The sequence below is a fragment of the Brucella lupini genome, from assembly GCF_002252535.1.
In the GTDB taxonomy this organism is placed as follows: Bacteria; Pseudomonadota; Alphaproteobacteria; order Rhizobiales; family Rhizobiaceae; genus Brucella; species Brucella anthropi.
This window is the reverse complement of the sequence record NZ_NNRN01000044.1, coordinates 323,009-333,182: the sequence shown is the minus strand read 5'-3', so window position 1 is coordinate 333,182 and position 10,174 is coordinate 323,009. Positions and strand designations below refer to the sequence as shown.

The window sequence follows — 10,174 nt, the reverse complement described above, 5'->3', positions numbered from 1 at the left end:
CGGTGGAAACGCCGGGTCAGTTCTCAGTGGCAATCAACAGACATGGAGACGCTGGAGCACAGCGAGGTCGTTGATTACACGCCAACGGCCCAAGCCGCCATCTCCACCATCCTCGCCGCTCTACAGGAGCCGAAATCCGAAATGGTGATCGCATACGACAATGCGCAAAAACATGGCATCTTCGATTATATCGGATACGCGGCTTTCCTCGCCGCATCCGCACTTGGGGAGCAGAGCTAATGAAGATGACAGAAGCTAGGTTACGCGTTTTGAGACGGCTGGATCGCGCCGAAGGACCTACCATTCTCGTCGGACCAGAACTGACGACGGCAAGAAGCCTAAGTAACGGACTGGCTCAATATCACGGCCACAACCATTACAGCATCACCGAAGCAGGCCGCGCCGCACTGCGGGAAAGGGAGTGAGGATGACAAAGCGTCTTGATGTCACCGCTCGACAGATAACCGCAATCTGCATGGGAGCCGAGAAAGCTGGTCACATACCAGAAATTAAAATCGGCAATGCGTTCATTAGGTTGGTGCCTGAAGATCACATATCTGACCAGCCACGGATTGACAATAAAGGGAAAGGGTATCTCTAGTAGTGACCATGCCAAGACCGAGAAAGCCGTATATCCAGCGTGAAGTAACCAGACACGGGAAAACCATCTGGTACTTCCGCCGTGGGAAAGAGAAACGCATACGGCTTCCCGGCCAATTCGGATCGAAAGAGTTTAATGCAGCCTACGATGCGGCTTTGTCTGGGAATGAGCCACCAAAACGCCAGAAAGCATCACACACATCGCTCCGCTGGCTTGTAGATCAATACTACGCCAGCGGACGGTATTCGCTTCTGAAACCGTTCACGCAGCGCAATCAGAAGGTCATGCTTGAGGGAGTTTGTAAGACAGGTGGGGATTTAGACTTCCGAGGCATCGGGACCGACGATATTCGTCAAGGTATGCTTCGGAGAGAAGGAACGCCGTTTCAGGCTGGCGCATATCTCAGCATCATGCGGAAGCTGTTTGAGTTTGCAGTCGATAGTGGGTGGATAAAGATCAACCCGACCGATGACGTGAAGCCAAAGAAGCCGAAGTCAGACGGTTTCCATACTTGGACGATTGAGGAAGTTCATCGATACCAGGAGAAGCATCCTGTCGGCACACAGGCGCGGCTAGCGCTTGACCTGATGCTGTATACTGGCCTCCGGCGCACGGATGCTATCACGCTGGGGCCTCAACATATCAAAAATAACTACATCACAATCAGGACATCGAAAACGGGTGCGGAGATTATAATTCCGCTACTCGATCCACTGGCTAAGTCGATCAACGCCACCAAGACCGGCGACATGGTGTTTCTGATTACCAGCAAGGGCTTGCCGTGGAAGCATGCAGGGTTCGGATACTGGTTCGCTGACAGGTGTGATGAGGCGCTAGTTCCGGGCCGTGCTCATGGGCTTAGAAAGGCCGGTGCGACCTTTGCGGCGGACAACGGAGCCACGCCATTTGAGCTAACTGCTATGTACGGTTGGTCATCAACAAAGATGGCCGAAGTCTATACACGGAAGGCAGATCGAGCTAGGCTTGCAGAACGTGCTGCGAACAAACTATTCCCTAACCCAATCCAGAGGTTAGGGAGCGGTAATAAGAAAAAGAAATGATTACAATAGCTTAGTTTTTTGCCGCGAATTTCGGCAGCAGATTGACGCAGACAATGATCGCTCCGAAGGAACCGAAAATATAGGTCACAGCATATCCAACAGCGACATTGGCCTGCAATCGCTGCACTTCGTCGGCTGCCAGACCAAGCTTGGAAATGGCCGAACTTGCCGTTCCGATGATTGCAGATTGCGTCAGCCCACCTGCTGCGATACCCGCCGCAAGACCTTTGTCCAAACCAAATATGCGCGCCATGATGACGACGGTCGCGAGACCGCTGATCGCGAGCACCGCGGCCATTGCGATCTCACGCAAGGATTGCCGCCCGAGTGATCGAAAGAATTGCGGACCACTTTCGAAACCGACTGCGTAAATAAAAAGGGCGAAGAGCAGAGCCTTCACCCCATTATCGATCTGAACGCCCACCTGGCTGATTATCACCGCGACAAGCAGTGACCCGGCAACCCCTCCTAACTGGAACTTGCCGAAGTGTATCTTGCCGATCGCATACCCGCCGGCCAGGGAAAGGAACAAAGCAATTTCGGGTGCCTGCTGAAATATTGCCTGAAGCCAATGCATCCGTCCCTCCAAGCTCCGATAACAACCTAGGGTTAGCTAGAGCGGAAACACCAAAGACAAGAGGCCGCAAACGCAAAATGTTAAAAGAAATGACAGCAAAAACAAGATCGCTCAAAAAGTTGAAAGTGCTTTCTGGAATTGTTCTATTCTGGAACGGAGACAATCTCCTTACACCGTTGTGTGATGAAAACTTAAAATAGATCAATATCGGGGTAAGATGTCTGGAAAAAACAGGACACAGACATAAAATATGTCTGACGACGATCCTCCTCTTGCAACAGGGTGATTGACGAGCATTTTAAGGATGAAAGCAGGCTGAAGTAATGAGTGAAAAGCGAGCCCCCCATCTCGTTGTCGTCGGCGCCGGTTTTGGCGGATTGCAACTGATCCACGATCTTAGAAACGTCGATGTGCGAATAACGCTGATCGATCAGCGTAATCATCACCTGTTCCAGCCGCTTCTCTATCAGGTTGCAACAACCATCCTGGCCACGTCCGAAATTGCCTGGCCGATCCGGCATCTGTTCAAAGATCGCAAGGAAGTGACCACGCTATTGGGCACAGTCACCGATGTTGACACCGAGCACCGTCAGGTGCTGCTCGAAAACGGCACCGAAATTTCGTACGACATGCTCGTACTCGCCACTGGAGCACGACACGCCTATTTCGGCAACGATCAATGGGAAGCGTTGGCCCCCGGACTGAAGGCGCTTGAGGACGCAACCACCATTCGCCGTCGCCTGCTTCTCGCCTTTGAGCGTGCAGAACGTGAAAGCGATGAAGCAAAGCGGCAAGCATTGTTGACATTTGCCATCGTCGGTGGCGGGCCGACCGGCGTTGAACTAGCAGGCATTATCGCTGAGTTGGCCAAGCAAACCATATGGCCGGAGTTTCGCAATATAGACACGCGGCAGACACGCGTGATGCTGCTTGAAGCCGGTCCGCGCATTCTGGCGGCGTTTCCAGAAGACCTGTCCAATTATGCGTTGAAAGCGCTCGAAAAACTGGGGGTGGAAGTACGGCTCGGAATTCCGGTCAAGGACATCACAGCCGAGGGCGTGACTGTCGGCGAAGACTTCATTCCATGCCGGACGGCAATCTGGGCAGCAGGCGTGGCTGCCTCTCCAGCTGCAACGTGGCTCAACGCCGAGAGTGACCGAGCAGGGCGCGTGAAGGTGTTATCCAACCTCAATGTACCTGGCCATGAGGATATCTTCGTCATTGGTGATACGGCGTGGGTCGAGGGACCGGACGGCAAGCCGGTTCCGGGTATTGCCCCTGCCGCCAAGCAACAAGGTGCCTATGTTGCCAAGGTCATCAAAAGCCGCATTGAAGGTAAGACCCCACCGATGCCATTCCGTTACAAGCATCAGGGCAATCTTGCGACCATCGGCAGAGGCGCCGCTGTGGTTGATATGGGGCGCTTCAAGCTCAAGGGACTCATCGCCTGGTGGTTCTGGGGCATTGCGCACATCTTCTTCCTTATTGGAACGCGAAGCCGTGCCGCCGTCGCCTGGAGCTGGCTCTGGACTTACATCTCCGGCCAGCATAGCGCCCGGTTGATAACGCAAGGCAAACCTGTAGAGCGCTAGATGGAAGATGGCCCGCCAGAAGCGGGCCGTTTCTCTTACTGTCTGATATGCCGTTATTCGGCAGGTTCCAGCTGCGGAACAAGGTCTGTGACAACAGGCGTTCCGTTCATCGCTGCGGCCAACTTGTCGGTATCGAGTTCATTTTCCCAACGTGCCACGACAATGGTTGCGACCGCGTTGCCAACGAGATTGGTCAGAGCGCGGCATTCTGACATGAAGCGGTCGATACCGAGGATCAGGGCCATACCCGCGACTGGAACGGCTGGAACAACGGACAGCGTAGCCGCAAGCGTGATGAAACCGGCACCCGTAATGCCTGCTGCACCCTTGGAGCTTAACATAGCCACCAGTAGAAGCAGTATCTGATCACTCAGTGACAGTGGAATATCCGTCGCCTGCGCGATGAAGAGCGCTGCCAGCGTCATGTAGATATTTGTGCCGTCGAGGTTGAACGAATAACCCGTCGGAATGACGAGGCCAACGACAGAGCGCTTGCAGCCAGCCTTCTCCATCTTGTCCATCAGCGCGGGAAGTGCGGCTTCAGACGAAGAGGTGCCCAGAACCAGCAGCAGCTCTTCCTTGATGTAGCGAATGAGAGCGAGGATCGAGAAGCCATTGTAACGGGCGACAGCTCCCAGAACGACAAGCACGAACAGCAGGGCCGTGAGATAGAATGTGCCGATCAAAAGCGCGAGATTGGCAATCGAGCCGATGCCGTATTTGCCAATGGTAAATGCCATGGCACCGAAAGCACCGATTGGAGCGGCCTTCATGAGGATCGAAACCAGCTTGAAAACGGGTGCTGTCAGGACGTGAAGAAAATCGGTGACAGGCTTGCCCTTGTCGCCGACAAGAGCCAGCGCAATACCAAACAGAACCGAGAAGAACAGCACTTGCAGAATGTCGCCGTCTGCGAATGCTCCAACAATCGTTGTCGGGATGATGTTGCTCAGAAAGCCGGTGATGGTCTGCTCATGTGCCTTGGCGGCGTAGTTGGCAACGGCCTTCGGATCAAGCGAAGCCGGGTCGATGTGCATCCCGGCGCCCGGCTGCACGACGTTGGCGACGATAAGCCCAATAATCAAGGCAAGCGTCGAGAAGGTCAGGAAGTAGATCATTGCCTTACCGGCAACGCGACCGACCTTTTTCATGTCGGTCATTCCGGCGATGCCGGTCGCAACGGTCAGGAAGATGACAGGCGCGATAATCATCTTCACGAGCTTGATGAACGCATCGCCAAGCGGCTTCAACTGCGTGCCCAGTTCGGGATAAAAATGGCCAAGCAGAATACCGGCAGCAATAGCCACCAATACCTGTACATAAAGATGCTTGTAAAAGGGGATTGGGCCGCGCGGCGCAGCCGCGGCACCTGTCGGTACTGCAATCATAGTGTCCTCCGTTCGGCTCAGTCCGGAACCTGTCCAGCCTCCCAAGCCTTCAGTCTCGAATTCCAGCGGTCCCAGCCGCTGCTGAACTGATTGATTGCAATGTCCGTGCCAGTTTGGAGATAGATCACTAACGTGTTGTTTTCTTTAAATTTGTGAGTTTTCGCATCGAAGTAAATCTAGAATAAGTGCGATTATCCGCACATTTGGATTTCCTATTTGTGTGAAATATTGCACAATGAGAGCAATGAGTTCGAACCCCTCCCCAGCGGACAGCCGCACCCGACCCACAAACATCAACCGACGGACATGGGCGTTGTTCGGATTGTTTTGGGCTGCGGTTTTCGCGCTTGCATTCTGGGTCGTCGGCGACATGGCACGAGACAAGGCCGTCCTCGCATTAAGCGAGCAGACAAGGATCGATGCCAACCTCAACACTGCATTGTTGCGCGCTGTTCTCGACAAGCAACGTGCTTTGCCTCTGGTGCTGTCAAAGGATAAGGCGCTGGAAGCTGCATTACTGGACAAAACAGCCACAACAATCGATCCCTTGAATGAGAAACTCGAAGCATTGGCGGATGGGACGCAAGCGGCCGTCATTTATCTTGTCGGCATGGACGGCATTGCCATCGCGGCAAGCAACTGGCGCGGACCAACGAGTTTTGTCGGCAACGACTACAAGTTTCGCCCCTATTTTCACAACGCTTTGAAAAACGGGGATGCAGAGTACTTTGCGCTCGGCAATGTCAGCAATCGCCCCGGTCTTTACATATCCCGTCGCATCGATGGCCCAAGCGGTCCCTTGGGGGTGATCGTTGTCAAGCTGGAGTTCGACAGGCTGGAAAGTGACTGGAACAATGCCGGACGACCGACCTTCGTGACGGATGAACGAAATATCGTTCTGATTACAAGCTTGCCGTCCTGGCGTTTCATGACCATTGGCTCGATCGATCAGGAGCAGCTTCAGTCTATCCGCGATAGCCTGCAGTTTGGTGACGCGCCACTTAAACCCTTGCCCCTGTCGATCAAGTCAATCGACGGCGAGGATGTACAGTTGATTGATGCGCTGCTGCCCGGCAATGCGCGCAATACCGACTTTCTCGCGATCCGTTCGATCGTGCCTTCCACTCCCTGGCAGATGTACAGTCTCGCGCCAATTCGCCCGCAGATTCCTTCCGCCATTCGTGAATCCCGGTTGTTCACCTTTATCATCCTTTCAGCCATCGCAACGGTTGCCGGACTTCTTTTACGTCGCAGGCAGAAAATCGCGACACGCATCGCCAATGCACAGCGTACACAGATGGAACTGGAAGAACGCGTGGAAGAGCGCACCCGCGATCTCAGTCTGGCACGCGACAGACTGCAAGCTGAGGTCAGCGACCACCGTCGCACCGAAACAATGCTGCAAGGGGTGCAGCAGGACCTCGTGCACGCCAATCGCCTGGCCATCATGGGGCAAGTAGCGGCTGGCGTGGCGCATGAAATCAACCAGCCCGTCGCAACTATTCGCGCCTATGCAGACAACGCAAAAACCTTCATCGAACGGAAACGCCTTTCTGACGCAACCGAAAACCTCAGTGAAATCGCCGCATTAACGGACCGCATAGGTACAATCACGGGCGACCTTAAAGCACTTGCCCGCAAAGGACGCACTCCTTCCGAGCCGACTTCGCTCAGTCAGGTCATTTCGGGTGCGCTGGTACTGTTGCGAAGCAGGTTCTCCGGGCGCATGGATCAGCTCGATATCGCACTACCACCGCCGGAACTGCAAGTTATCGGTCATTCAATCCGGCTGGAACAGGTTTTCATCAACCTGTTCCAGAATGCACTGGAAGCCATTGATTTAAAACAGAATGATGGAAAAATAGAAGTTCGTACTCATGTAGATCGTGACAAGGTCATCATATCGGTTTCCGACAATGGACCGGGTATGCCGCAGCATATTCGCGACAATCTGTTTTCGCCTTTCAACACATCGAAGGAGAAAGGTCTCGGTCTAGGTCTTGTGATCGTCAAGGAGATCGTCACTGACTATGGCGGGGCCATCTCCGCCGAAAGTAATGCCGCAGGCACATCTTTCCGCATCGAACTGAGAAAAGCATGATGGGCAAGTCACCCTCCGTTATTCTTGTCGACGATGACAAGGCGCTCCGCCGCGCCACTCGTCAAACGCTTGAGCTTGCCGGTTTTGAGGTTACTGATTTTCCAAGCGCACTGGATGCGTTGAACAGCGTTACTTTTGAGTATGATGGCGTTGTCGTTACCGATGTCCGCATGCCGCAGATCGACGGTCTCCAATTCTTTGCCCGGATCAAAACCATTGACCCCGATTTGCCAGTAATCCTGATTACTGGCCACGGTGATATTCCGATGGCGGTGCAAGCCATTCAGGACGGTGCCTATGATTTCATCGCTAAGCCGTTTGCAGCCGACAGGCTCGTGCACAGCATCCGTCGTGCATGGGAAAAGCGACAGCTTATCGTTGAAAACCGCGCCTTACGCGAAGCCGCCGAGAATGTGGAGGGCGATCTGCCGTTGATCGGCCAGACACCGGCGATGGAAAATCTGCGCCGTACCTTGCGCGATATAGCCGATACGGATGTTGATGTGCTCGTGGCTGGTGAAACTGGCAGTGGCAAGGAAGTCGTCGCACAGTTGCTGCACAACTGGGGCCATCGTCGCAAAGGCAATTTCGTAGCGCTCAACTGCGGGGCCTTGCCCGAAACGGTGATTGAAAGCGAACTGTTCGGTCACGAGGCAGGTGCTTTCACGGGAGCTCAGAAAAAGCGGCTCGGACGGGTTGAACATGCAAGTGGTGGCACGCTGTTTCTCGATGAAATTGAAAGCATGCCTGCAGCAACGCAAGTGAAACTGCTGCGCGTCCTTGAGATGCGCGAAATCACACCACTCGGCACGAATGAGGTTCGCCCGGTCGATCTGCGGGTTGTGGCTGCAGCAAAGATCGACCTCGGTGACCCCGCCCAGAGAGGCGACTTCCGTGAGGACCTCTATTACCGGCTGAATGTTGTCACGCTTTCCATCCCGCCGCTGAGAGAAAGACGAGACGACATTCCGTTGCTTTTCGCACATTTCCTGACGCGAGCGTCGAAACGATTCAATCGCGATGTGCCCGCTATCGATGCGGCCACACACCGACATCTCATGAACCATAGCTGGCCGGGAAATGTCCGCGAATTGGCACATTTTGCCGACCGCGTAGCGCTTGGCGTTGCGAAACCGGCTCACTTGCTGCAATCGATGGTCGGCAATCAAGAAACACTTCCAAAACGGCTCGAGCGCTACGAAGAAGCGCTCATCCGCGAAACGCTTGCCGCCCATAATGGCAATGTTCAGGAAACGATTGAGGCGCTCGGTATTCCGCGAAAGACCTTTTACGATAAGATGCAGCGTCATGGCATCAATCGCGCGGACTATCGCGCCAACGGCGATTGAAGTTCATCTGCCATCTGTCTGGGAGGACCACGATGACCTTGAAACTCTACCTTCATCCCTTTTCGTCATACTGCCAGAAGGCGATAACCGCCTTCTATGAAAAGGACATAACTTTCGAAGCAAGAATGCTTGATGGTACGGAACCGGTAGCGAGCGAGTTCAACGCCGTTTGGCCCTTCGGTAAATTCCCCGTGCTAACGCATAATGGAAAACTGGTGTTTGAAGCGACCGGTATCATCGAGTATCTCGACGCCACCCATCCCCACACCAGACAACTGATCCCATCGGACCCGCTTGTCAGCGCGGACGTGAGAATGTGGGATCGTTTCTTCGATAATTACATAAACTACCCGCAGCAACGCCTCGTCTATATCGCACTTGGTCGCGAGCATGACGACGGGGGCAACCGCTGGCGAGCAGCCTTCGATACAGCCTATGCGTTTCTGGATCGACATATGGAAGGGCGCAAATGGGTCTCGGGGGATGATTTCAGCCTTGCCGACTGCGCTGCGGCGCCTGCCCTGCTCTACGCAGACTGGACCTATGCCATTCCCGAAAAATTCGCCAATGTGTGGACCTATCGCAAACGTCTGCTTGCACGGCCGAGCTATGCCCGCGCACTCGACGAAGCGCGACCATTCCGTCATCTGTTTCCGTTAGGAACGCCCGAAGAAGGTAGGGACTGACAGCCTATCGCGGCGAAGCGATCAACTGTCCCGTAGAAGTGTGCTGCATGACTTCCATCGGAATGCCATAGATTTCCTCCAGGCGTTCTGGCACCATAATTCCCTTAGGCGTGGATTGTGCGATCAATCTGCCGCTGTGGAGTGCAAACACTTCATCGCAAAAGCGTGCGGCCATATTGACATCATGCAAGACGACGAAGACGCTCAGGTCCTTTTCGTGTGACAGCTTACGCACAAGCGAGAGAACTTCGATCTGGTGCGCGATATCCAGCGCCGAAGTCGGTTCATCAAGCAGAAGGCATTCCGCATCCTGAGCAACCAGCATGGCGAGCCAGACGCGCTGACGCTCACCGCCCGAAAGGGTGTCGACCAATCGGTCCGCGAAGGCTCCGATCCCGGTCAGTTCGATGGCTTCTTCCACCTTCTGACGGTCCGTTGCGCCGAAGCGCCCTAGAGCACCGTGCCAGGGGTAGCGCCCCAAAGCGACAAGTTCCTTGACCAGCATGCCTGCCGCAGGTGCAGTCTGCTGTGGCAGATAGGCAAGCTTACGCGCAAACTCACGGTCACCCCAATCACCAAGCGCCTTACCCGCAAAGCGTACAGTCCCGCCGGACGCTGGCTGCTGCCGAGCCAAAATTTTCAGAAGTGTTGATTTGCCTGAACCATTATGCCCGATAAGCGCTGTCAGGCTTCCCACCGGTATCGACATCGTCAGCGGTTGCAACAGGACGCGCCCGGCGGCTGAAAAGGTGACATTCTCGAGTTCGAACAGAGCGGAGGTCATCATTCTCATTCCTGATTTTGGTCAACTCTAGGGTC

Annotated in this window: 9 protein-coding genes; 6 read left to right on the top strand and 3 right to left on the bottom strand. The window is 54.4% G+C overall.

From position 1 onward, the window contains the following. On the top strand, positions 1-240 hold a 240-nt coding region (locus CES86_RS11435; protein ID WP_208617823.1), incomplete at its 5' end, for a hypothetical protein. 369 nt (positions 241-609) lie between these two features. Beyond that, on the top strand, positions 610-1,662 hold the full coding sequence (locus CES86_RS11425; RefSeq protein ID WP_094514402.1) for a tyrosine-type recombinase/integrase: 1,053 nt from the start codon (positions 610-612) through the stop codon (positions 1,660-1,662). Between the two features lie 10 nt (positions 1,663-1,672). On the opposite strand, the gene CES86_RS11420 is transcribed toward CES86_RS11425, so the two are convergent. Beyond that, positions 1,673-2,239 carry an aspartate-alanine antiporter-like transporter gene (locus CES86_RS11420; RefSeq protein ID WP_208617822.1) on the bottom strand — a complete coding sequence of 189 codons (567 nt, stop codon included), beginning with the start codon at positions 2,237-2,239 and terminating at the stop codon, positions 1,673-1,675. Between the two features lie 323 nt (positions 2,240-2,562). Between CES86_RS11420 and CES86_RS11415 the strand changes: the two genes are divergently transcribed. Next, entirely contained in the window at positions 2,563-3,831 is a 1,269-nt protein-coding gene (locus CES86_RS11415; RefSeq protein ID WP_094514400.1) for an NAD(P)/FAD-dependent oxidoreductase, read from the top strand. A gap of 53 nt (positions 3,832-3,884) precedes the next feature. Here the strand turns inward: CES86_RS11415 and CES86_RS11410 are convergent, their stop codons facing one another. Further along, positions 3,885-5,219 carry a dicarboxylate/amino acid:cation symporter gene (locus CES86_RS11410; RefSeq protein ID WP_012092900.1) on the bottom strand — a complete coding sequence of 445 codons (1,335 nt, stop codon included), beginning with the start codon at positions 5,217-5,219 and terminating at the stop codon, positions 3,885-3,887. Between the two features lie 235 nt (positions 5,220-5,454). On the opposite strand from CES86_RS11410, the gene CES86_RS11405 reads away from it, so the two are divergent. From CES86_RS11405 to CES86_RS11395, 3 genes are read left to right on the top strand one after another with little or no spacing between them, the layout of a single operon-like run. Then, positions 5,455-7,320, top strand: coding sequence for an ATP-binding protein (locus tag CES86_RS11405; protein WP_094514398.1), 1,866 nt, complete (start codon positions 5,455-5,457; stop codon positions 7,318-7,320). Beyond that, positions 7,317-8,669: a sigma-54-dependent transcriptional regulator gene (locus CES86_RS11400; protein ID WP_012092898.1), complete on the top strand. Its 1,353-nt coding sequence runs from the start codon at positions 7,317-7,319 to the stop codon at positions 8,667-8,669. Before CES86_RS11405 ends, CES86_RS11400 begins: the two co-directional genes overlap by 4 nt. A 32-nt stretch (positions 8,670-8,701) precedes the next feature. Then, on the top strand, positions 8,702-9,355 hold the full coding sequence (locus tag CES86_RS11395; RefSeq protein WP_012092897.1) for a glutathione S-transferase family protein: 654 nt from the start codon (positions 8,702-8,704) through the stop codon (positions 9,353-9,355). 4 nt (positions 9,356-9,359) lie between these two features. Here CES86_RS11395 and CES86_RS11390 read toward each other — a convergent pair whose 3' ends face one another. After that, positions 9,360-10,139, bottom strand: a complete 780-nt coding sequence (locus CES86_RS11390) for an ATP-binding cassette domain-containing protein (RefSeq protein ID WP_094514423.1) — start codon at positions 10,137-10,139, stop codon at positions 9,360-9,362. Positions 10,140-10,174 lie beyond the last annotated feature (35 nt).